Origin of the sequence: Aeromonas sp. s4, assembly GCF_040907855.1 — a bacterium.
GTDB classification, from domain to species: Bacteria; Pseudomonadota; Gammaproteobacteria; order Enterobacterales; family Aeromonadaceae; genus Aeromonas; species Aeromonas caviae.
In genome coordinates, this window is the sequence record NZ_JBFOCP010000026.1 from 162,128 (window position 1) to 183,687 (window position 21,560).

General features: G+C 61.8%; 18 protein-coding genes, 1 tRNA gene and 1 pseudogene. 12 read left to right on the forward strand and 8 right to left on the reverse strand.

Annotated features, from left to right (window positions below; genetic code table 11):
- Nucleotides 1-23: 23 nt before the first annotated feature.
- A complete protein-coding gene (locus AB5Y89_RS07755; protein WP_368223371.1) occupies nt 24-1,262 on the reverse strand; it encodes a multifunctional CCA addition/repair protein in 1,239 nt (412 codons plus the stop codon).
- 229 nt (nt 1,263-1,491) lie between these two features.
- Here AB5Y89_RS07755 and AB5Y89_RS07760 point away from each other — a divergent pair, with 229 nt between their 5' ends.
- The 5 genes from AB5Y89_RS07760 to mltC all read left to right on the forward strand — a co-directional run bounded on the left by AB5Y89_RS07760 (nt 1,492) and on the right by mltC (nt 6,563).
- A complete protein-coding gene (locus AB5Y89_RS07760) occupies nt 1,492-3,135 on the forward strand; it encodes an ExeA family protein (protein WP_010675739.1) in 1,644 nt (547 codons plus the stop codon).
- Nucleotides 3,135-3,818, forward strand: coding sequence for a GspB family T2SS assembly factor variant ExeB (gene exeB, locus AB5Y89_RS07765; protein WP_182956709.1), 684 nt, complete (start codon nt 3,135-3,137; stop codon nt 3,816-3,818). The genes AB5Y89_RS07760 and exeB overlap by 1 nt, the downstream gene beginning before the upstream one ends.
- Before the next feature lie 167 nt (nt 3,819-3,985).
- Nucleotides 3,986-5,071, forward strand: coding sequence for an A/G-specific adenine glycosylase (gene mutY, locus AB5Y89_RS07770; RefSeq protein ID WP_042014850.1), 1,086 nt, complete (start codon nt 3,986-3,988; stop codon nt 5,069-5,071).
- Nucleotides 5,068-5,340, forward strand: a complete 273-nt coding sequence (locus AB5Y89_RS07775) for an oxidative damage protection protein (protein ID WP_010675742.1) — start codon at nt 5,068-5,070, stop codon at nt 5,338-5,340. The genes mutY and AB5Y89_RS07775 overlap by 4 nt, the downstream gene beginning before the upstream one ends.
- A gap of 119 nt (nt 5,341-5,459) precedes the next feature.
- Complete coding sequence (gene mltC / locus AB5Y89_RS07780) at nt 5,460-6,563, forward strand: membrane-bound lytic murein transglycosylase MltC (protein ID WP_323932328.1); 1,104 nt, start codon at nt 5,460-5,462, stop codon at nt 6,561-6,563.
- A gap of 57 nt (nt 6,564-6,620) precedes the next feature.
- Here mltC and AB5Y89_RS07785 read toward each other — a convergent pair whose 3' ends face one another.
- Nucleotides 6,621-7,001 (reverse strand): YgiW/YdeI family stress tolerance OB fold protein, encoded by a 381-nt coding sequence (locus AB5Y89_RS07785; protein ID WP_039040598.1) that lies wholly within the window; start codon nt 6,999-7,001, stop codon nt 6,621-6,623.
- Between the two features lie 234 nt (nt 7,002-7,235).
- Here AB5Y89_RS07785 and AB5Y89_RS07790 point away from each other — a divergent pair, with 234 nt between their 5' ends.
- Together AB5Y89_RS07790 and ompA are read left to right on the forward strand one after the other, a co-directional pair.
- Entirely contained in the window at nt 7,236-8,243 is a 1,008-nt protein-coding gene (locus AB5Y89_RS07790; protein ID WP_045522251.1) for an SGNH/GDSL hydrolase family protein, read from the forward strand.
- A 279-nt stretch (nt 8,244-8,522) separates the two neighbouring features.
- Nucleotides 8,523-9,554, forward strand: a complete 1,032-nt coding sequence (gene ompA, locus AB5Y89_RS07795) for a porin OmpA (RefSeq protein ID WP_010675746.1) — start codon at nt 8,523-8,525, stop codon at nt 9,552-9,554.
- Between the two features lie 55 nt (nt 9,555-9,609).
- Here ompA and AB5Y89_RS07800 read toward each other — a convergent pair whose 3' ends face one another.
- The 3 genes from AB5Y89_RS07800 to AB5Y89_RS07810 are packed head-to-tail and all read right to left on the reverse strand — an operon-like array spanning nt 9,610 to nt 13,089.
- Nucleotides 9,610-10,179 (reverse strand): membrane integrity-associated transporter subunit PqiC, encoded by a 570-nt coding sequence (locus AB5Y89_RS07800; protein ID WP_039040600.1) that lies wholly within the window; start codon nt 10,177-10,179, stop codon nt 9,610-9,612.
- On the reverse strand, nt 10,179-11,825 hold the full coding sequence (gene pqiB / locus AB5Y89_RS07805) for an intermembrane transport protein PqiB (protein WP_069651939.1): 1,647 nt from the start codon (nt 11,823-11,825) through the stop codon (nt 10,179-10,181). Before pqiB ends, AB5Y89_RS07800 begins: the two co-directional genes overlap by 1 nt.
- A complete protein-coding gene (locus AB5Y89_RS07810) occupies nt 11,818-13,089 on the reverse strand; it encodes a PqiA/YebS family transporter subunit (protein ID WP_368223375.1) in 1,272 nt (423 codons plus the stop codon). The genes pqiB and AB5Y89_RS07810 overlap by 8 nt, the downstream gene beginning before the upstream one ends.
- Before the next feature lie 175 nt (nt 13,090-13,264).
- Between AB5Y89_RS07810 and hfq the strand changes: the two genes are divergently transcribed.
- Complete coding sequence (gene hfq, locus AB5Y89_RS07815; protein ID WP_039040603.1) at nt 13,265-13,624, forward strand: RNA chaperone Hfq; 360 nt, start codon at nt 13,265-13,267, stop codon at nt 13,622-13,624.
- Nucleotides 13,625-13,760: 136 nt separating this feature from the next.
- On the opposite strand, the gene AB5Y89_RS07820 is transcribed toward hfq, so the two are convergent.
- The 3 genes from AB5Y89_RS07820 to dapA all read right to left on the reverse strand — a co-directional run bounded on the left by AB5Y89_RS07820 (nt 13,761) and on the right by dapA (nt 17,102).
- The gene (locus tag AB5Y89_RS07820) at nt 13,761-14,351 is read right to left on the reverse strand and encodes an HAD family phosphatase (protein ID WP_041211731.1); all 591 of its coding nucleotides are present in this window, start codon (nt 14,349-14,351) and stop codon (nt 13,761-13,763) included.
- 136 nt (nt 14,352-14,487) lie between these two features.
- Nucleotides 14,488-16,134: a diguanylate cyclase gene (locus AB5Y89_RS07825; RefSeq protein ID WP_041211732.1), complete on the reverse strand. Its 1,647-nt coding sequence runs from the start codon at nt 16,132-16,134 to the stop codon at nt 14,488-14,490.
- A gap of 95 nt (nt 16,135-16,229) precedes the next feature.
- Nucleotides 16,230-17,102 carry a 4-hydroxy-tetrahydrodipicolinate synthase gene (gene dapA / locus AB5Y89_RS07830; RefSeq protein WP_039040606.1) on the reverse strand — a complete coding sequence of 291 codons (873 nt, stop codon included), beginning with the start codon at nt 17,100-17,102 and terminating at the stop codon, nt 16,230-16,232.
- Nucleotides 17,103-17,380: 278 nt separating this feature from the next.
- Here dapA and rsmC point away from each other — a divergent pair, with 278 nt between their 5' ends.
- From rsmC to AB5Y89_RS07850, 4 genes and pseudogenes are all read left to right on the forward strand, one after another.
- Nucleotides 17,381-18,409 carry a 16S rRNA (guanine(1207)-N(2))-methyltransferase RsmC gene (rsmC, locus tag AB5Y89_RS07835; RefSeq protein ID WP_042014854.1) on the forward strand — a complete coding sequence of 343 codons (1,029 nt, stop codon included), beginning with the start codon at nt 17,381-17,383 and terminating at the stop codon, nt 18,407-18,409.
- A gap of 147 nt (nt 18,410-18,556) precedes the next feature.
- A pseudogene (gene glgC / locus AB5Y89_RS07840) lies at nt 18,557-19,777 on the forward strand (glucose-1-phosphate adenylyltransferase); the annotation flags it as partial.
- Complete coding sequence (gene glgA / locus AB5Y89_RS07845; protein ID WP_368223377.1) at nt 19,767-21,227, forward strand: glycogen synthase GlgA; 1,461 nt, start codon at nt 19,767-19,769, stop codon at nt 21,225-21,227. The pseudogene glgC and the gene glgA, both read left to right, overlap by 11 nt.
- Before the next feature lie 116 nt (nt 21,228-21,343).
- Nucleotides 21,344-21,429: transfer RNA gene (locus AB5Y89_RS07850), tRNA-Leu, on the forward strand.
- Nucleotides 21,430-21,560: the final 131 nt, after the last annotated feature.

The following is a 21,560-nucleotide window of genomic DNA, read 5'->3' on the forward strand; positions in this document are numbered from 1 at the left end:
TCAGCGTCGATCGGTTGCGGCGTTTACTCCTCGATAAAGGTCCACTCGTCGCGCACCCGGCTGATGGCATCAAGCCGCCGCTTGGCAAGCTGCTCGCGGATTGCCTCCCCCTTGAAGCCGGCCGCCACTATCTCCTTGACCGGCACAGCCTGCGCCGCCTCCAGGGCCTGAGCGACATAGTCCGGCTGGCTGTAGACCTTCTCTTCGAAGCCGGTACGACCATGGAAGTCGGCGCGACAGGCATCGAGCAGCTGGGCAAAGCGCTCCGGTCTGCGCCAGGCATCAGCCTTGTCGAATACCTTGAGCAGGGTCGCGGGTTTGAGCTCGAAGGCTATATGGATATGGGTATGCAGGTCGCTCACCAGCAGCGCCAGATCGCGACACTCGTTCGGCACCCGGAAGCGCTCGCAAAAATCCCGAATGAGCGGCAACCCCTTCTGGCCATGGCCGTGATGGCTCGGCCAGAAGGCGGGCGGGGTCAGCCCCTTGCCAAAGTCGTGGCAGAGGGACGCGAAGCGCACGGTCAGTTCGGGGGAGAGACGACATGCCTGCGCCAGCACCATCATGGTGTGGATGCCGGTGTCGATCTCCGGGTGCCATCTGGCAGGGGCCGGCACACCGAACAGGGCATCGAGCTCGGGGAAGAGCGCCTTGAGTGCGCCGCATTCGCGCAGCACCTCGAAGAAGATCTGGGGTGTCGGCCCCAGCAGCACTTTTTCCAGCTCCTTCCAGACCCGCTCCGGGGTCAGGTGGGCCAGCTCCCCAGCCTCCGTCATCTCACGCATCAGCCCCAGCGTCTCGGGGGCCACCACGACCCCCTGGGCATGGAAACGGGCGGCGAAGCGCGCCACCCGCAGGATGCGCAGGGGATCCTCGGCAAAGGCCGGCGAGACATGGCGCAGCAACCGCGCCTCCAGATCCTGCACGCCGCCGTAGGGATCGTGCAGTTGCCCGTCCTCATCTTCGGCGATGGCGTTGATGGTGAGATCCCGGCGCAGCAGATCCTGCTCCAGCGTCACCTCGGGGGCGGCATGGCAGACGAAGCCGGTGTAACCCTGCCCCTGCTTGCGTTCGGTGCGCGCCAGGGCGTACTCCTGCTGGGTTTTCGGGTGAAGAAAGACTGGAAAGTCTCGGCCCACCTGGGTGAATCCGAGACCCAGCATCTGCTCCACCGTGGCGCCGACCACCAGGTGATCCCTGTCACCCTGGGGCAATCCCAACAGGCGATCCCGCACCGCCCCTCCGACCAGATAAATCTGCACGCGCACTCTCCCTCGATAAACTTGCCCCGATGATACCGCTTTTGGCCAAGAGAGACGATGTGCACCCGTCGCACCAGGCTCGCCATCACTCAGCCGGGCGGCGGCTTCCCGTCATCGTCCCGGGCGACTCAGCCCGTGGTTCGCGCCAGCTCCCCTTATGGTATCCGGGTCTTTGACATCCCTTTTGGGAGGCTTTAACCTGCCGCCCATAACAATGGAATGGATCCTTATGTACACACAGTTCTTCGGTCTGTCGGAGCCCCCGTTCTCCATCTCGCCCAACCCCAAATACCTCTATATGAGCGAGCGTCACGGGGAGGCCCTCGCCCACCTCAACTACGGGTTGCAGGACGGTGGTGGCTTCGTGCTGCTGACCGGGGAAGTGGGTACGGGAAAGACCACCGTCTCCCGCTGCCTGCTGCAGCAATTGCCCGCTGACACCGAGATCGCCTACATCCTCAATCCCTCTCTGACCGAGCGGGATCTGCTGGCCGCCATCTGCGACGAATTCCAGTTGCCCTACGGCGAAGAGGCCAGCCTCAAGCAGTTGTTCGACCTTATCCGGGATCATCTGCTGGCGAATCTGGCGGCAGGCAAGCGCAGCGTGGTGCTGGTGGATGAAGCCCAGCACCTGCTGCCCGGCGTGCTGGAGCAGTTGCGACTGCTCACCAATCTGGAGACAGACGAGAAGAAACTGCTGCAGGTGGTGCTCATCGGCCAGCCCGAGCTGCAACAGATGCTGCGCCAGCCCCTGCTGCGCCAGCTGGCGCAGCGGATCACCGCCCGCTATCACCTGCTGCCGCTGTCGCGCCAGGATGTGGATGCCTATGTCCGCTTCCGGTTGCAGGTGGCAGGCTGCGTCCAGCCCATCTTCACCCCCAGGGCCATCCAGACCCTGCATCGCCTCTCCGGGGGCATTCCCCGTCTCATCAACCTCATCTGCGACCGCGCCCTCATCGCCGCCTTCGCCCGTGGCAGCCACAAGATAGTGCACGGGGACATCAGCCAGTCCGCGTATGAGGTGAGCGGCATTCGCGACGAGGGAAGCTGGCAATCCGGCCTGACGGTCGCCCTGGTGGGCGCCCTGCTGGTCGCCACCGGCTGGTGGGGCTGGCAATTCTTCGGATTCTTCCCAGCCCGCCCCCTGGTCAAGGTCGAGGTACCGGTCAAGGTGGATGACACGCCGGAGCAGCAGGCCCAGCTGACCCGCGCCATCAATCAGGCGCTGGAGCCGGACGTCGCCATGCAGAATCTCTACAAGGTATGGGGCTACCAGGCCGAGCTGGAGGAGGCAACCTGCGACAATGCTCCCCGTGCGGGCCTGCGCTGCCAGGAGGGAGAAGCCTCCCTGGCGCAATTGCAGGCGCTGCAATACCCGGCCCTCATCAGTCTCACCGACGAGACCGGCGGCCTCTATTACGCCACCCTGGTCAGCCTGGGGGCGGACAAGGCTTCCCTGCTCATCGGCAACCAGAGCTGGCAGGTGGACAGGCAGTGGCTCTCCGACGCCTGGGGCGGCAGCTACACCCTGCTCTGGCGCATGCCCAGGGGCAACGTGCCCCTGATAGCGAGCAATGCCGGGGCTGCCCAGGTTCAGTGGCTGGACAACGCCCTTAGCCGCGCCATGCAGCAACCCGATCGCAAGGTGAGTCGCTTCGATGCCACCCTCAAGAACAAGCTGCAACAGTTCCAGCGCGAGCAGGGACTGACCCCGGACGGCATCGCCGGCAGCAACACCCTGCTGCGGCTGAATGTGGCCTCCGGCGAACCCATGCCCAGGCTGGAGGATGAATCCCTGCGAGCCAGTACGCCGGTCGATCTCGACAGCGTGGCGGATGATGAGACGGATCCCATGGTCGAGGAGGCCTCCTGATGTCCACCCTGCTCAAGGCCCTGCGCCGGGCCGACCAGCCCCAGTTCACTCCCCATATGCCGCTCATGGGTCTGCCCGTGAGCCAGGAAGAGGAGCCCAACCGCCGCTGGATCTGGTGGGCCCTGGTGCCCCTGGCCCTGGTGATGGGCGCCGCCGCCAACTATGGCTGGCACCTCTATCACCTCAAACCCGTGGAACAGCAGATCGAAGTGAAGGAAGTGGTGACTCCTCCCTTCGTGCGGGTCGAACCCAGGCCCATGATCACCCGGCCGCTGCCGCCCCCCTTGCCGGAGCCCGTGGTCGCTCCAAGACCTGCCGCAACCCCGGCTGCGACTACCGCAAACCAGGGGGGACAGAGTCTGGCAGAACGGCTGATGGCCGCCCTCAACAACACGCCGCTGGTGGAAGAGAGTGCGCCCCAGGCTCAGGTCCAGACCAGTGCCATCCCCCTCGGCGCCCTGGCCCCGGCCCTGAAACAGCAGGTACCGTCCCTGACCTATGGTGCCCACAACTACTCCTCCGACCCGGCCAAGCGGGCCGTCGTGCTCAATGGACGGGAGTGGCGCGAGGGCAATGAGATCGCCCCCGGTGTCATCCTGGCAGCCATCGCCCAGGACTACATCGTCCTGCAGGTCGGCGGCCAGTATGCCAGCCTCAAGGCGCTGCAAGACTGGCGCGGCTGATCTGCCGGCATCCAGTGGCCCTCCCCCGGGAGGGTCACCGCCCATTCTGAGGGAGCCCGAGAGCTCCCCTTTTTAATCAATAACCTACACTCGACCTTTGCCATGCGCCGGGTCGGGGATCGCCCTCCTGATGGCGGGCGGACTTATCATCAGAACATGAGCACACTGTGAGCCACTCAGACAACACCACTTTCGCCACCCGTATTCTGGACTGGTACCAGATCCACGGCCGCAAGACCCTGCCCTGGCAGCAGGACAAGACCCCCTACCGGGTCTGGGTCTCCGAGATCATGCTGCAACAGACCCAGGTTGCCACTGTCATCCCCTATTACGAGCGGTTCATGGCCCGCTTCCCCGACGTGCTGGCCCTGGCCAACGCCCCCATCGACGAGGTGCTGCATCACTGGACCGGGCTTGGCTACTACGCGCGCGCCCGCAACCTGCACAAGGCCGCCCAGCAGATCCGCGATCTGCACGGCGGCCTCTTTCCGGAACAACTGGAAGAGGTGATGGCTCTGCCCGGCATCGGTCGCTCCACCGCCGGGGCCGTGCTCTCCCTCTCTCTGGGCCAGCCCCACGCCATCCTGGATGGCAACGTGAAGCGGGTACTCACCCGCTGGCTGGCGCTGGCGGGCTGGCCGGGCCAGAAGCAGGTCGAGCACGATCTCTGGGAGCTGGCGACCCGCCTCACCCCGCGCGTCGGGGTGGCCCAGTACAACCAGGCCATGATGGACATGGGGGCCACCGTCTGCACCCGCAGCAAGCCCGCCTGCGAGCGCTGCCCGGTGCAGGCCGATTGCCAGGGGCTGTCGCAGGGCAACCCCACCGCCTACCCTCACAGCAAGCCGAAGAAGAGCATTCCGGCACGCAACGGCATTATGCTGATCATCCGCCACGGCGATCAGCTGCTGCTAGAGAAGCGTCCGCCGCAAGGGATCTGGGGCGGGCTTTACTGCTTCCCGCAGGTGGAATCCCTCACAGAGGTGACCGGACGACTGCGGGAGTTGGGGCTGGAGGATGCCGCCTATCAGGAGCTCGCTGGATTTCGTCACACTTTCAGTCACTTCCACCTCGATATTCGCCCTTTGCTGATCGAAATGGCTGTTCCGCCCGCCCCCCTGCTCATGGAAGCGGATACCCGACTCTGGTATAACTTACGCCATCCTGCCGAGGTGGGATTGGCGGCGGCCACGGCCCGTCTGCTCGCCTACCCGGACTTACAACCAGACTTGCAACCACAGAGGTCAACATGAGCCGTACCGTATTTTGCCTGCGCCTGAAGAAAGAAGCGCCGGGTCTCGATTTCCAACTCTACCCCGGTGAACTCGGCAAGCGGATCTTCGACAACATCAGCAAGGAAGCCTGGACCGAGTGGCAGAAGAAGCAGGTCATGCTGATCAACGAGAAGAAGCTGAACATGATGAATCTCGAGCACCGCCAGTTGCTGGAAAAAGAGATGGTCAGCTATCTGTTCGACGCGGGTGAAGTCCAGATCGACGGCTACACCCCTCCCAGCCAGTGAGCGGGAATCGAGTCAAAGGGCCAGCGTCCCCCTGAGTCGTCAATATGCCGCAGGGTGACACCAATCCTGGCTCAGGCCAGTCAGTGACGGGCGGCCCCACCGCCCGGTTTGAGGATCTTATGGGTCGTTTTTTTGGGCTGCTGTGCGCCCTGCTGTTTCTCTCTGCCTGTTCATCCACATCCCAGACCAGCGGGAGTGGCGATGATGACCTGGTCAACGGCAAGGACGTGCGCGGTTTTGAACACATGATCAGTGCGCTCTCCCATAACGTGAACGAGATATGGGGGCGCGAGGCGCTGTTCGCGGGCAAGTTTGACTACGTCAAATACACGGATCAGTACAAGAGCCGCGCCCACATCGATTTCTCCAGTGGTCACATCATGGTGGAGACCGTCTCGGGTCTGGATCCCCGCGCCCACCTGCGTCGCGCCATCATCGAAACCCTGCTGACCCCGGACGATCCGGCAGAGGTCGACCTCTATTCCGACCGTGAGATCATGCCAGGTGGCGAGCCCTTCCTCTATGGCCAGGTGCTGGACAACCAGGGACAAGCGATCCGCTCCAGCTGGCGTGCAGAGCGTTATGCCGACTATCTGATCGCCAACGCGATGAAGAAGCGCACCCTCGGGATCCGCAACATCTTCTTCATCGACATACCCATGGTGGCCAACCACGAAGACAGGCGCGGCTACAAATACGCCAGCATCATCCGCGATGCCTCCCGCAAGTACGGGGTCGCCGAGAGTCTCATCTACGCGGTGATCAAGACCGAGAGCAGCTTCAACCCCTATGCGGTCAGCCACGCCAACGCCTATGGCCTGATGCAGGTGATCCCGGCTACCGCTGGGCGGGATGTCTATGTGAGGGTCAAGGGCAAGGATGGCCAGCCGACCAGGGAAGATCTGTTCAATCCGGCCTACAACATCGATGTGGGGACCGCCTACCTGCACCTGCTGCAGACCGTCTATCTGGCGGATATCCAGGATCCCCAGTCCCGCCGCTATGCGGTGATCTCCGCCTACAACGGTGGTGCGGGAGGGGTGCTCAACACCTTCTCCAACGATCGCAAGGCGGCCCCCGGCATGATCAACCGCCTCTCCCCCGAGGCCGTCTATCAGGTGCTGACCGAACAGCATCCCAAGGCAGAGGCTCGCCGCTATCTCTACAAGGTCAATCAGGCCGAGAAGGGGTTCAAGCGAACCGTCGCAAGCCGGGCTGGCTGATGGCATGCAAGAAGGGCGCTCCTGGAGCGCCCTTCCCATTTACTGTGGCCTGAAAACTTACTTGGCGATGAAGCCACCCTTGCTCAGGGGCGCTGCCCCCACCTTCTCCAGGTGTTCCACCTCGACTTCGGTCTTGTTCCAGCTGTGGTCCACCTCGCCGCGCACGCGGATCAGATCGTCAGGGCCCACCTCGGTACCGCGCCACACGTCACCGTCCACCTCCACTTCCACCTCGCCGCTGTCGTCACGGAACAGGTAGTTTTCGCCACCCAGGTGTTTGACCAGTTTGCCTTCCAGGGTCACCCACTGATCATCGGCCACGTCTTTCAACTGGGCGACCGATACCTTGTTCTGCTCCTTGGGGCCGGTGTAGGCCGCCATGGCGAAGGAAGAGACAGACATCAGGGCCACCAGGGCGATTGCTTTTGCGTTGTTCATTTCATGCTCCTGTCTTTGCGGTATGAGGGCATCTTGCCCGGGGGCGCGTGAAACAAACGTGAAGCCTCCCCATTCAGGGAGGAGTGATGTGATCGCAAGCGATTAAATGGCCACGGCATGCTGCAAAAATGTATTCGAGTGGATACCTTTTCACCTGGCCATGCGGGTTCCCAGCCCGCCGCCATCGAGGAACAGCCCGCAGGCCCGCCCTGCCCCATCCATGAGAACAGCTACATGAACAAATGGCTTTTGTGTTTATTGGGTCTCTTCGCCCTCACGGTCCATGCCGCCGAGACGCGTCCCCCCTTCTCCCGCATCGTGATGTTCGGCGACAGCCTCTCCGATACCGGCAAGATGTACGACAAGATGCGTGGTTACCTCCCCTCCAGCCCGCCCTACCATCAGGGCCGCTTCTCCAACGGCCCGGTCTGGCTGGAGCAGCTCAACCAGCACTTCCCGGGCCTCGCCATCGCCAACGAGGCGGAAGGGGGCGCCACTGCCGTGGCCTACAACAAGATCTCCTGGAATCCCAAGTATCAGGTCATCAACAACCTGGACTACGAGGTGACCCAGTTCCTGCAAAAGGATGGCTTCAAGCCCGACGATCTGGTGATCCTTTGGGTCGGTGCCAACGATTACCTGGCCTATGGTTGGAACACCGAGCAGGATGCCAAGCGGGTGCGCGACGCCATCAGCGATGCGGCCAACCGCATGGTATTGAACGGCGCCAAGCAGATCTTGCTGTTCAACCTGCCGGATCTGGGCCAGAACCCCTCGGCCCGCAGCCAGAAGGTGGTCGAGGCGGCCAGCCATGTCTCCGCTTACCACAACCAGCTGCTGCTGAACCTGGCACGCCAGCTGGCCCCCACCGGCATGGTGAAGTTGTTCGAGATCGACAAGCAGTTTGCCGAGATGCTGCGCGAGCCGCAGAACTTCGGCCTGAGCGACACCGAGCACGCCTGCTATGGCGGCGGCTATGTGTGGAAGCCGTTTGCCTCCCGCAGCGCAGCCACCGACAGTCGGCTGGCCCCCTTCAATCCCGAGGAGCGCCTTGCCATCGCCGGCAACCCCCTGCTGGCTCAGGCCGTCGCAACGCCCATGGCGCGCCGCAGTGCGGGCGAGCTGAACTGTGAAGGCAAGATGTTCTGGGACCAGGTCCACCCCACCACAGTGGTACACGCCGCCCTGAGCGAGCGGGCTGCCGCCTTCATCGAACAGGAGTACGAATTCCTCCCTCGATAACGGAGGCCATCCTGCCAGGGCCGGCGCTTCGCCGGCCCTCTTGCCGACAAGGGAAAGCAACCCCATATGACACCCATCACAGATTCGAGTCACGGTTCCCCGGCGGTCTTCTGTCTCCACTATGATGCAGATGGATATCACAATATGTTTTATATCAGTTGCTTGTAGATCGAGAAAAGCGAGCTACGTTTAAACGTGTTGTGGTCGAACACAGGCCCAACCCACGAGGCGAGGCGACATGAATTCGCGCTCCCCACACACAAGATTGCAGAGGCATCTATGAACAAAACACTGATTACCTTGCTGGTTTCAGGCTTGCTTGCGGCCAACGCCCAGGCAGCCGGACAAGACAACACCTGGTATGGCGGTGCCAAACTGGGTTGGTCCAACTTCTACGGTGTCGATGAAAGCAACGCCATCGCCATCACCGACAAAGACGACGATGAAGTCGGCGCCGGTGCCTTCGCCGGTTACCAGATCAACCAGAATCTGGGTGTCGAACTCGGTTATGACTACCTTGGCAAGCTCAAGTACAGCGGCACCCGCAATGGCGCGGCCTTCAATGACTCCGTGCAAGCCCAGCTGGCCCAGCTCACGCTGAAACTGGGCTTCCCGGTTGCGGACAATCTGGACCTTTACGGCCGTGTCGGGGGCGGCTATGGCTGGACCGACAGCGATCAGCTGGAAAACGACAGCCGCTTCACCTTCGTCGGCGCGCTCGGTGCGGAGTATGCCCTGAGCCTGGATTGGGCAGCCCGCCTCGAATACCAGTACAGCACCCCGTATGGCAGCCGTGACGATACCGGCCTGCGCATGGACAACGGCCTGCTCTCCCTGGCCGCCGTCTACCGCTTCGGTCAGGTTGCACCGGCTCTGCCGGTCGCAGCTCCCGCCCCCGCGCCCGAGCCCGTGATGGTCGACAAGCAGTTCACCCTGAGCTCGGACGTGCTGTTTGACTTCAACAAGGCCACCCTCAAACCCCAGGCCGGGCAGGCGCTGGATACCCTCTACAGCCAGATTGAAGAGGCCAGGCCCAAAGACGGGTCGGCCACCGTCATCGGCTATACCGACCGCATCGGTTCCGAGGCCTACAACCAGAAGTTGTCCGAGCAGCGTGCCCGGACCGTGGCCGATTACCTGATTGGCAAGGGCCTGCCTGCCGGCAAGGTCAATGTGGAAGGGCGTGGCAAGCAGTCTCCCGTCACCGGCGACAGCTGCACAAGCAAATCCAAGCGCGAGCTGATCGTCTGCCTGGCCCCGGATCGCCGGGTAGAGGTCAAGGTACAGGGCGTCTCGGAAGTACAGCAATAACGACGACCCCAAACAAAACGGGAGGCCATGGCCTCCCGTCTTTTTTTATGCTTCCTCAGATGCGCGTGCGCACATCCGCCGCAATCTGATCGAGCAACAGTTGCCAGCCCTGCCCCAGCTCGTTCACCAGGGCGCCATACCCATCGGCAGGCAGCACCCGCTCCTGCTGGAAGGGAACATCTCTCAACACGACCCCCTCCTCCGTCAGCAGGCGCCAGCGACCGCTAAGCAGGGCCCGGCCGTCGTGCCGCCCCTGGAAACGCTCGACCGAGATGCTCAGCACAGGCCCCTTGCGGGCCCCGTCTTGACGCACCACCCAGCCAGGCAAGCGGCTGGAGAGGCCATTGAGGGTCAACTGGTTCAACTGGGCATCGAGGGAACCTGCCCAGCGATGGTACTCGGCAAAGTGCAGCTCCTTTCCCTCCAGCTGATAGACCAGGCTCATCCGGTCAAGCTGACCGGACAGGGCGACGGGGCGCAGCACCAACTGGTGCTGCGGCTGCGCCGTGGTGACACTCGACGGCGCCGTGTCGGCATCCAGCGAATAGTAATGCAGCGTCGTCGGCGCACTGCCACATCCCGCCAGCAGGCCCAGCAAGGCCAGCGTCATCATCCGTTTTTTCATCATTTTCCTCGCTTGGGCTCGGGATCCCGCGGACGAGCGCGGTCAAAGATCAGTGAACTCGGCTGCTCGTTCAGTGAATGGACCAGAGGTTGCAACTCGCTCATCAGCTGGTTGAGGGATTGCACCGACTGGCGCAGTTCCTGATTGGTCTGGGAACCGGCATCGTAGGTCTGCAACGTCTCCTGCAATTGCTTGAGGCTCTGGTTGAGGGAGGCCGGCAATTGCTGGGTCGACTGCTGACCGGTAAACTGCTCCAGATTCGCACTCACGGCACTGACATGCTTGAGCGTCTTGTCCAGCGTCATCAGGGTGCTGTTGACCTGAGTGAGGGTGGTGGCCATGTCCATGTCGACGAACTTGTCGAGGATGAGGTTCACCTTGCGCTCGATCTGATCCAGCCCGGCCTGGGCGGTCGGGAAGACCTGATAGCCCGCCATCTTGAGCGGCTGATAGACAGGCGCATCCGGATAGAAGTTCAGATCGATCACCTTGCCCCCCGTCAGCAGGCTGGCGGTCTTGAGGCTGGCCCTCAGCCCTTCCTTGAACTGCTTGTTGAACAGGGCCCGCCACTGCTCCTTCTCCGCATTGGCATAACGGTGGGAGAGACGCTGCACCTCGATGCGCGCCAACACCGGGATCTGTCGGCTCTTGAACAGCTGGACGCCCTTGTCGTCGATGAGATAGGGAGCCGAAATGACGGTACCGACCCGGATGCCGCGATACTGTACCGCCGCGCCGGGATGCAGCCCGCCCACGTCATTGTCGAACAGGAAGACATAGTCGATGAACTGATCCAGGCTACCGGCCAGCACGCTCTCCTCGTCCTTGAACAGCACGAACTCGTCGTTCTGTTTCACCGGCTCCCCCGGCAGCCAGCCGGGAGGCAGCCCCATGGTGATGCCGCCGTTGATCAGGCTCTCCAGCGAGTCCATCTTCACCTTCATCCCCTCGCTGCTCATGGAGACCTCGAAGCCGGGCGTCAACCAGAACCGGGAGTTGCTGCTCACCAGGACGTCATAAGGCGCGTTGATGAAGAGCTGGTACTGCATCTCGCTCTTCTCGGGCAGGAACTTGGCCTCTTCGACCTGGCCGATGGTGAATCCCTGATAGCTGATGGGGGAACCCGCGCCCAGCGCGTTGGCATCCCGGCTGGACAGGGAGAGCCGCAATCCCTTGGCATCCAGGGATGCCAGGGGTGGCCTGTCCAGCATGGCGTATTCGCTTCGCGCCCTGCCCTTCTTGCCGGGAGAAAGCTCGATATAGGCACCGGAGAGCAAGGTGCCAAGACCGGAAACGCCCTCACGCCCGACCCTGGGCTTGACCACCCAGAACTGGCTGTCTTTCTTGAGCATGCCGGCGGCGGCATTGGTCAGGCGAGCCTTGAGCACGGCATGGCTGTAATCCTCGCTGAGCTCCACCGTCTCGATACGGCCCACCTCCACTTCACGAGAACGGATCACCGTCTTGCCCGCTACTATGCCCTCGGCGGTCGCCACCGTCAGGGTGAAGCTCGGCCCTTGTGAATACCAGTGCTGGAACAGCATCCAGGCGCCGATGAAGAGCGCCAGCAAAGGCACCATCCAGATAGCGGCAGCCGAACTCATGAAATCAGAGCCCGGTTTCCACCTTGTCTTACGCTCACTCACGTTCGCGTTCTCCTTGTTGTAAATCCCAGATCAGGCGGGAATCGAAACTCATGGCAGCCACCATGGTGACCAGTACGACCCCGGCAAAGGCGACGGCCGCAGGGCCAGGGTAGATGGTCATCAGATTGTCGAGCCGGATGAGACCGGCCAGGATGGCCACCACGAAGACGTCGATCATCGACCAGCGCCCCACAAATTCGGTCATGCGATAGAGTTTGAGCTTGCCGAGGGGAGATGTCCCCTGGCCGCGCTGCACCACGTAGCAGAGCCACAGCAGCGCCAGGATCTTCACCAGCGGCACCACCACGCTCGCGAAGAAGATGACGGCGGCAATGGGGTAGGAGCCCATGGCCCACAGCAGCACCACCCCGCCCATGATGGTCGAGGGGCTGTCATCCCCCAGGAACACGGTGTCCATGATGGGATAAAGGTTGGCTGGGACATAGAGGATCACCGAGGTGATCAGCAGGGCCCAGGTGCGGTTCAGACCACCCGGCTTGCGGCTGTGCAGGTGATCCCCGCAGCGAACGCAACTATGGGCATCCTGCTCGTTCAGGGCGCCGCAGATGTGACAGCCCACCAGACCGCACGACAGGGCGCTCTCCTCGGGATCCAGCTCCCTCACCGCCGTCGGGCCGAACAGCCGCTGCCACAGCCACATCCGATCCAGAGAGGAGATCATCTTGATGAGCAGCAGGGTGTAGCCAACGAAGGCCCAGAACGACAGCCCCATCTTGATGTCGGCCATCCCCATCAGCTTGACCAGAGAGATGAGCACCCCGATGAGGAAGACGTCCACCATCAGCCAGGGCTTGATCCGGCACAGCAGGCGGCCAAGGGAGCGCAGGGCCTTGCTGTGCAGATCCTTGTCCAGGCGCCACAGCACCAGCATGATGGAGCCGATATAGACCAGCGGCAACCCGATCAGGGTAATGCTCAGCACGGCCCCGAGGAACAGGTAGCCTTGATCCACCAGGGTGGTGATGCACTGCAGGAAGGTCATCTCCTGCCCCACCCCCTTGGCCGAGAACGACATGAAGGTAAAGGCGTTGGAGAGCACGAACATGATGATGGCCGCAAAGCCATAGGCGATGGGCCTGCGCTCCTGCTCCGGCAGATGACGAGTCAGGGTATGGCCGCAGCGCGGACAACTGCTCGTCTCCCCCACGGCCAGCTCGGTGGCCGGCACCAGCAGGTCACACTCTTCGCAGGCGGTCGCGTCATGGGTATAGGTGGGTGGATGTTGGTGTGAAACCGGATGCAAGATAAGACCCCAGCATGAGGCCCGCCACGGGGCCAGAGCCGCCAATTATTGCAGCAGCGGCCCCTGCCGACCAGCCCTGTCGTTGTCCATCCTGCCCGGGTGTGAGAATGACTTTGACAAGGCAGTGACCATTTAGCACAATCAAACGCCACTTTTTTCCGCGGGACAATAATTTATGACAACTGAATCCCCAAGCTACTCCACTATCGAGCAGGCCTTCTCCCTCGGGAACGGGCAAGATTCTGCCCTCAACTGGTTGCGCAAAAACCGTAGCCAGGTCGCCATCTTCCTGGTGAGCGGCATCAAGCTGGAGGGGACCATCAGCGGTTTTGACCAGTACAGCGTGCTGTTGACCGATGCCCATGGCAATCAGCAACTGGTCTACAAGGCCAAGATTTCCACCATTGCCATGCACTCCGGCCGTCCTGCCGTCAGCATCCAGCGAGCCCGCAAGCCACGGGTTTCCATGGCGCCGCGCCCCCATGGCGCCCCCAGCCGTTATGACGACAACCAGGGTGGCGGCAGCGAGCAGTAAATCTCGCCCCCGCCCATCCTGACGGTGTCGCTGCGTCAGCCAGTGACATCTGCTCCCCACTCTCATGTTTCGCCTGTCCCGTATGAGAGTGGGGCTTCTCTCCCGAGCCGGTTGTTGACCCGCTCGTCTTCGTCACTCAGTAGGTCAACCCGACCGGTTTTCCCTCTCTGACCATGCAGACCTGCATGCCGGCCGCTTCACCGGCCTGTGCGCCTATGCCCGTGTCCTCGAACACCAGACATTGACCGGGCTCGACCCCCAGGCGTCGCGCCACCAGCAGGAAGGTGTCTGGATGGGGTTTGTGCAGCTCCACGTCGTCGGCGGTGACCACCACGGGGAAATACCGATCCAGCCCTGTGTTACGCAGCACCGCTTCGGCATTGATACGGGGAGAGCCTGTCCCTATGCCCATGGGGATCCGGCCGTGATAGCGTTCCACCAGATCCAGCATGGCCGGGAAGGGGGTGGCCTTGTGCAGGTTGGCGACATAGTGTTCGGTCTTGCAGCGTGTCACCACCAGGGGATCCAGCGCGATCTGCTGCACTTCGGCCACCAGCAGGGCTATCTTGCGGCTGGGCATGCCTCCCAGCTCATAAAACCAGTCGGCGTCGAACCGAAAGCCAAACTCGCGGGCGGTGTGCTCCCAGGCGGCCAGGTGCAAGGGCATGGAGTCCACCAGAGTGCCGTCGAGGTCGAAAACCAGGCCTTGAAATCCGGATAGGGTCATGGTGCAGGATCTGTCTGTGAAAAATGGGCCCCCATTCTAGCCAGAGCGCGGGCGCATCGCCATGCGCCAGATGGCGAGAAACGCTTGCCACCTCATTTATACAGGGCGATGCCAGGAAGCAGCCCCCACGCAGGTGTCAGCGATAGGCCAGGGTACAGGCCCGCCCTTGTGATTTGGCGTGATAGAGTGCCTGATCCGCCTGCTCGGTCAGGGTTTGCCACTCCTTGTCCGATGACGGAACCAGATAGCTGAACCCGATGCTGACGGTGAGTGTCGCCGCCACCCGGGAGGCCGGATGGGGAATCTGCAAGGCGTCAAGGCCGTGGTGGATCTGCTCCGCCAGCCGCTCCGCCTCTCCCGGCTGCGGTGAACACAGCAGGATGACAAACTCCTCCCCCCCATAGCGGGCCACCAGGTTGGTGCGCCGCCGCTCGGTGTCCTGCAGCAGTGCCGCCACCCGCTGCAGGCACTGATCCCCCTTGCCGTGGCCGAAGTGATCGTTGTAGGACTTGAACTCGTCCACATCGATCATCAGCACCGCCAGCACCCCCTGATGGCGGCGAGCCCGCTCCCACTCCCGTTCCATGGTGATGTCCCATTGGCGGCGGTTGGCGATGCCAGTCAGGGGATCTTCCAGAGACAGCAGGGAGAGGCGCCGGTTGGCCTCCTCCAGCGCCCGGTTGGTATCGGCCAGTTGCCGGGTCCGCTCCTGCACCCTCAGCTCCAGCTCCCGATTGAAGCGCTCAAGCTTCTCCTGGGTGCGCTGTCGGATCAGCAACTGGGAGAGCACGGCGGCATACTGCTTGAAGATCTCGCTCTGATACGCCTTGAGGGGGCGCCGCCAGAGCAGGTTGTCGGCGGCGATCCAGCCGATGGGGGTACTCCCGTCCCAGAGCGACACCATGGCGTTCCAGCCGCGACCCACCTCCTGCTTCTCGTAATAGAGAGGCGTGTCCTCCAGCACCAGGACATAGTCCTTGCGACGCAGCGCCTCCTGCACCGTGGGATGATCCGGAATGGGGCTGATGAAATGGCGCTCGTCGATGAGCTCACCCGCCTCGTTGGTACCCCAGGTACCGTGCATGGTCTTGAATTCACTGTCAGTCAGGAAGATGGCGATGCGATCGAACTGCAACTCCTGGCGGGCCAGTGCCACCGCGTCGTGCAGCAGACGATCCTCGCTCTCGCAGCGGGAGAGCTTGACCCCCACCTGATGCAGCGCCTGCAGCATGCTGAGGAAAGAGTCCTGCAGGGCCTGGCTGCGCACGAGGTCTGCCTGGGTGTGGAGCCGCTGATCCCGCTCCAGATCCACCTGTCCCGCGAGTCGCCGACTCTCGAGCTCGGCGGCGAGATAATGCATGAGCAGCTGGATGCTCTGCTGCTGGCGTCTTGGCAGGCGATCGAGACGACGGCGGGTTTCCAGATAGACCACGGCCTCCAGCCCCTTGTGACGCTTGAGGGGGAAGCTGGCGCGCAGGCGCGGGATCTCGGGTTCGACGCTCTCCCGCTCCCAGATGGCACGGGTCGGCGCGATGGGCTCCACCAGCAACTGGCCGAGCGCAAGGGAACGTTCGATGAAGAGGATGGGCAACTCGAGGGAAGAGAGGATGTCAGCGCTCAGGCAGAGCAGACCCTGTTCCGGGCGATAGTGATAGAGCTGGGGCGTCGGAGCACGCAGCCACAGATAGATCTGTTCAGCCTCTGTTTTTTCCCTGACCGCAGACAAGGTCACTTCACAGAGATGTTCAAAACTGGTGAAGTGCTCCGGATCCCATTCTTCCATGCCAAATCATCCTTGGTTGTATCCAAGCGAGTATATCGGCAAAGCCCGGCCATTAATTGACCGGGCAATCAAAAGCGAGATCCAGAGCCCAGTTTTTACAACAGATTCAATGCCTGCATGGCACTGCGGATGCGCTCGCGGGTGGCCTCGGAGAGCGGCATCACCGGCAGACGGCACTCTTCGCTGCACAGACCCAGCAGGGAGACCGCATACTTGGCCCCTGCGGGGCTCGGCTCGGCGAACATGGCCTGGTGCAGCGGAATGAGCTTGTCCTGCAATTCGCGGGCAGCTTGCCACTCACCGGCCAGCGCCAGGTTCTGCACCTCGGCCACCAGCTTGGGGGCCACGTTGGCCGTCACCGAGATGCAACCCTGGCCACCACCGATGTTGTAGGCCACGGCGGTGGCGTCTTCACCGGAGAGCCAGGCAAACGGCTTCTTGATGAGCTGGCGTTCAACCCAGGGGCGGGCCAGATCACCGGTGGCATCCTTCACGCCGGCAATGCGCGGCAACTCGGCCAGACGGGCCAGGGTCGCCGGCTGCACGTCAACGATGGCGCGGGGCGGAATGTTGTAGACGATGATGGGTTTGGTGGTGGCGTCATGCACCGCCTTGAAGTGGTGGTAGAGCCCTTCCTGATTGGGGCGGTTGTAGTAACCGGCCACATGCAGGGTGGCATCCGCTCCCATCTGCTCGGCATAGCGGGTGTATTCAATGGCTTCAACCGGGTTGTTGGAGCCTGCACCTGCGATCACGGGAATGCGCCCGGCCACCAGCTTGACCACCAGCTCCACCACGCGGCAATGCTCATCGTGGGTCAGGGTCGGGCTCTCCCCGGTCGTGCCGACCGGCACTATGCCATGGGTTCCCTGCTCTATGTGCCACTCTACCAGGCGAGCCAGTGCGGCCTCGTCCAGCTGGCCCTGTCGAAATGGGGTGATCAGGGCAACTATCGAACCTTGAAACATGGGATTTCCTTCTCCTAAACAGATGGATTGGTCAATAAAAAGCCCCGGTACGGGAGTCGCTACCGGGGCTTGAATCGTCTCAGGGATGAGAGGTTACGCGCGCACGCCAGCAGGCCCGATTGTCAGGCTGTGTTTATGCTTTCGTTTCGATACGCATGACCGCATTGCATCATCTCTGGGTAAATAAGGCGTCTGGGCATATTTCGGGAACACGGCATAAATGTCAAGGCGAAAGCGGCCATGTATAATGGCCGCCCAAAAATGCGTGGAGAGACCCAATGAGCCGTCCTGTCAGTGCCGTCAGTCAGATGCTGGAACGTAACCAAGCCCTCTTTGTCGGCAAGCGGCTGTTGGTGTGCGGTGCCCTGGAGGATGATTATCCTCGTCAACTGGCCGAGCTGGCACAAAGCCTGACCGTCTTCACCACGGATTACTGCTATTACCGCAGCCAGCAGGCCGTTCTGGGAGACGCCATCCTGTTCGATCACCAGCTGGGTGGCGCCCCCCGATTCGATGCCCTGCTGCTGCTGATGCCCAAGGCCAAGGCCGAGGCGCAATACCTGCTGGCCATGATGACGCCGCTGCTCGAAAGCGGGGCCGACCTGTTCCTCGCCGGCGAGAACCGGGGCGGCATCAACGGGGCCGACAAGCTGCTGGCACCTTATGGCGAGAAACCGATCAAGCGCGACTCTGCGCGCCGCTGCTCTCTCTACCACGGCACGCTCGACAAACCGGTCGTCCCCTTCGAGCTGGACGCCTGGTTCAGTCGCTATGAGTGCCAGGCGGGCGACACCACCCTGACCGTCATGGCCCTGCCCGGGGTCTTCAGTGCAGACGGCCTGGATCTCGGCACCCAGATGCTGCTAGCGAGCCTCCCCCCCGTGACGGGCAAGCTGCTCGACTTTGGCTGCGGCGCCGGCGTCATCGGTTCCGTGCTGGCCAAGCGCAACCCGGCCCTGGCTGTCACCATGGTGGATATCAATGCCCTGGCACTGGAGTCCAGCCGCCGAACCCTGGCGGTCAACGGTCTGAGCGGACGTGTTCATGCCTCCGATGTCTATTCCGACATTGCCGAAACATTCCAACAGATTGTCTCGAATCCCCCCTTCCATGCCGGGCTCAAGACCTTCTACGCCGCCACCGAAACCTTCCTGGCAAAGGCACCTGAGTACCTGACCGCAAATGGCGCCCTGACCATAGTCGCCAATGCCTTCCTGCGATACCAGCCTATACTCGATGCGCACTTCAAACAGACCGAGGTGATCGCGGGCGATGCCAAATTCAAGGTGTATCTGAGCAAAGCTTAAAGAAGTGCAACGGTTGTAATAAAACAAGTAGAGAGTGCCAGACGGGATCTGTTAAGGTACCAAGAAAACGTTTACCACCCCTTTAGGGGTGTTTTTTTCGCAGCAACATGAAAACCTTTTCAACATCATGATCTCAGGGAGAGAACGACGATGGCAGGCATACTCACCATGATACTGGCAGGCGGTGAAGGTACCCGACTGCAACCGCTGACAACCACCCGCAGCAAACCCTCCGTACCCTTTGGCGGCAGTTACCGGTTGATCGACTTCGTGCTCAACAACTTCGTCAACGCCGACTTCCTGCGCATCTATGTACTCACCCAGTTCAAGTCCCAGTCCCTTTACCTGCACATGAAGAAGGGCTGGAACATCGTCGGCATCACGGATCGCTTCATCGACCCCATTCCGGCCCAGATGCGAATGGGCAAACGCTGGTATGACGGCACCGCAGACGCCATTTATCAGAACCTGCGCTTCATCGAGATCTCCGACCCCGAGCACGTCTGCATCTTCGGCTCCGATCACATCTACAAGATGGACGTGAGCCAGATGGTGAGCTTCCACAAGCAGAAAGCGGCCGCCCTGACCGTCGCGGCACTGCGCATGCCCATCGAGGAAGCAAGCGCCTTCGGGGTGATCGAGGTGGATCAGGAAGGGCGCATGATTGGCTTTGAAGAAAAGCCCCGTCACCCGAAACACATCCCCGGCGACCCCACCCAGGCCCTGGTCTCCATGGGCAACTACATCTTCGAGACAGAGGCCCTCTATCGGGAGCTCAAGCGGGATGCCGCCGAGGAGAACTCCAGTCACGATTTCGGCAAGGACATCATTCCCAGCCTGTTCCCCCGTGCCCCCGTCTACGTCTACGACTACAGCACCAACGTGATCCCGGGCGAGAAGCCCAACGTCTACTGGCGCGATGTGGGGACGCTCGACTCTTACTGGCAGGCACACATGGACCTAGTGGCCGACGATGCCCCCTTCTCTCTCTACAATCGCAAGTGGCCGCTGCACACTCATTACCCACCCCTGCCACCCGCCACCTTCATCGATACCGACGACTGCAAGGTCAAGATCGCCAACTCCCTGATCTCCGGTGGCTGCTTCATTCAGGGCAGCCAGATCCAGCGATCCATACTGGGATTTCGCTGCAACATAGGCCCCTGCAGCCACATCAGTGAATCCGTGCTGCTGGGGGATGTGAAAATCGGCGAAGGTTGCTCCATTCGCCGCGCCATCATCGACAAAAACGTTGAAATTGCACCCGGCACCGTGATCGGTGAGAATCTGGACCATGACAGAGAGCGGTTTACCGTATCCGAAGGCGGTATCGTCGTGGTACCTAAGGGAGCAAGAGTTGGCTATTAACCCACTGAAAATCCTGTTTGTAGCCTCGGAGGTTGAGGGGCTGGTGAAGACCGGGGGCCTGGCAGATGTGGCCAAGGCCCTGCCGCAGCATCTCGCCCGTCAGGGGCACGATGTGCGCATCATTATGCCCTTCTACAAGACCATCAAGCGCCGGGACGAGGCCACCCTCCTCGCCTCGCGCTGGCTCCCCACCCCCCAGGATCGCAGTGATATCAGCTATCGCATCCATCAGCTGGAACTGGACGGGATCTGCGTCTATCTGCTCGATTGCCCGCACTATTTCGACCGCCCCCAGCTCTATGCCGAGAACAACCAGGCCTATCCCGACAACGGTGAACGCTTTGCCTTTCTGGCCGCGGCGGCCCTGCATGCGTGCGAACAGCTGGGTTTCGCTCCCGACATCGCCCACTGCAACGACTGGCACACCGGTCTGCTGCCGCTGCTGCTGAAAACCCGTCATGCCCACAACCCCTTCTTCCAGCGCACCCGGTCGGTCATCAGCATTCACAACGCGGCCTTTCAGGGCGTGTTCGATCGCCAGCAGTTCTGGGCCGTGCCGGAAATCCACGACTACGAGCAGCGCATCAACTACGACTATGGTCACATCAATCTGCTAAAGTGCGGTGTGCTCTACGCAGACAAGATCAATGCGGTCAGCCCCAACTACGCCAGCGAGCTGCTGACACACCTGGGCGCTCACGGCATGGCCAGCGTATTCCAGCAGCGGGCAGCTGACCTGCGTGGCATCCTCAACGGCTGTGACTATCAGGACTGGGATCCCGCCTTCGATCCTCTGTTGCCCGCCACCTATGATGCCGACAACCTGGATGGCAAACACACCTGCAAGCGCATCCTGCAGCAGGAGACGGGGCTCCCCGTCGGCAACCTCCCCATCTATGGCATGGTGTGTCGACTGACCGAGCAGAAAGGAGTACACCTGCTCATCCCGGCGCTGGACAAGTTCTTGCAGCATCAGGTCCAGGTGGTAATTGTGGGCTCCGGTGATCCCTCTCTCGCCGCCCAGTTGCAAAGCATTGCCCACCAGCATCCCGACAAGTTTGCCTTCATCAATGCCTATGACGACCGTCTGGCCCACCTGGTGGAGGCTGGCGCCGACTTCTTCCTGATGCCTTCTCTGTTCGAGCCATGCGGGCTCAACCAGATGTACAGTCTGGCCTATGGCACCCTGCCCCTGGTGCGGGCCGTCGGCGGATTGAAAGATACCGTCGTGGACTGGGATGCTGACCCGGCGCACGCGACCGGTTTCTGCTTCAACGATCCCACTGCCAGCACCTTGCTCGATGCCATGCGCCGCAGCTTGCTCCATTATCTGCAGGAACCGGCACGCTTTGCCCGTGTGCAGCACCACGCCATGAACACCCGCTTCGACTGGGCAGACTCCGTCATCTTGTACGAACAGATGTATCAGGATGCGCTGGCCACCGTCTGACGCCGATTGCTGAAGTTTTGTGCCCTTGGCACGCCTTTATCCGTCAACAGCGAAAAAAGTCCCCTTTGGCTGTTGACGCCCCCCCAAAACTCTATAGAATCCCCCACCGCAGTGATGCGAAGGTGGCGGAATTGGTAGACGCGCTAGCTTCAGGTGTTAGTGTCCCACGGATGTGAGGGTTCGAGTCCCTCTCTTCGCACCATACTGCAACATGCTCTTATCAGACGGCATGTAAATTCAGACTGATAACCCGATGTGCGAAGGTGGCGGAATTGGTAGACGCGCTAGCTTCAGGTGTTAGTGCCCCCCGGGTGTGAGGGTTCGAGTCCCTCT